At 35.5% G+C, this 1,062-nt stretch carries 2 protein-coding genes; both read right to left on the bottom strand.

The annotated features are described in order from the left end of the window. Positions 1 to 99: 99 nt before the first annotated feature. Positions 100 to 378, bottom strand: coding sequence for a hypothetical protein (locus AB1349_14630; GenBank protein MEW6558562.1), 279 nt, complete (start codon positions 376 to 378; stop codon positions 100 to 102). A gap of 96 nt (positions 379 to 474) precedes the next feature. Continuing rightward, positions 475 to 867 (bottom strand): hypothetical protein, encoded by a 393-nt coding sequence (locus AB1349_14635; GenBank protein ID MEW6558563.1) that lies wholly within the window; start codon positions 865 to 867, stop codon positions 475 to 477. Positions 868 to 1,062 lie beyond the last annotated feature (195 nt).

The following is a 1,062-nucleotide window of genomic DNA, read 5'->3' on the forward strand; positions in this document are numbered from 1 at the left end:
TAATAATTTTCGCTCATTTGGTTTTAATTTAACTTGATTTTTTATTTTCAAGTATACCACCTCCTTTTGGAGGTAGTATATCATAAATAATTTAATTTGTCAAGAACTTATGTCATAAAGCACTAGCTTGTTAACAAATGGGGCGCGGTAGTGCTCGTCGAGAAATTCAACTTGTCCTGCCTCTAGTTTTTCCTTCAGGATTCCTACCATGTACTGTGCCGCCGCCGTCCCATTCTCAAACTTTGCATATAGTGCTCTCTGTTGTGGGTCCATGGGTGGAGAAACCTGTGTTAGAGGGCAGGCCGCGAGCCCTCCAGCATATACGACACCGGCTACCACTATGGCAAGACAGACACTTCTCAAGGAAAATTTTATCATCTTTTTTCACCTCTTTTCACAAAGAATTTAATTTAAACAAATTTTATCACATTCTCCTTAAAATGTCAATATGTTTTTTTTTTTGAGCAACAAAATTTATTTCTTCTTTTCTCTGTATTTTCGCATATATTTCCTCTTGTATTCATTATATCTTTCCCTGTTTTTCTTACGCCACTCTCTCCAGTAAGTTTTATGCACAGAATAATATTTGCTAAAATATTCAGGGTGTTTCTTTAGCCACTCCTGAAAATATTTTGGATGCCTTTTTAGCCACCGTCTTGTTTTCTCTGAATCGTCATACCTCTCTTTAGTCTTAAGGAAATATTTTTCTCTCCATTTCTTTTGGTAGTCAGGATGACTTTTCCTCCAGTTTGTTTGATACTCTTTTTTTCTCTTTTTAGCACAAGGGCGGCAATAGACTCGCCGTCCACTATGAGGAGAAAATCGCCTCCCACATAATTTACAGCATCTTCGTTTCATATCACCCATAAAAAGTATAGATTCTTTTTGTAAAAAAAGCAAGTTTTTTTTTCTTTCATTTTTTCGGAGAAGAATCTTTTTTGTGTTAGCTAAATTTCAAAAGTGAACCATTTAAACTTCAAAAGTGAACTGCTGTAGATCACTGATTTTTACTCTTTGAACATCGATAAGTTTGTTATTACACCAGAATCTGACCTCAGCTAT

It is taken from the genome of Elusimicrobiota bacterium (assembly GCA_040757695.1).
In the GTDB taxonomy this organism is placed as follows: Bacteria; Elusimicrobiota; UBA8919; order UBA8919; family UBA8919; genus JBFLWK01.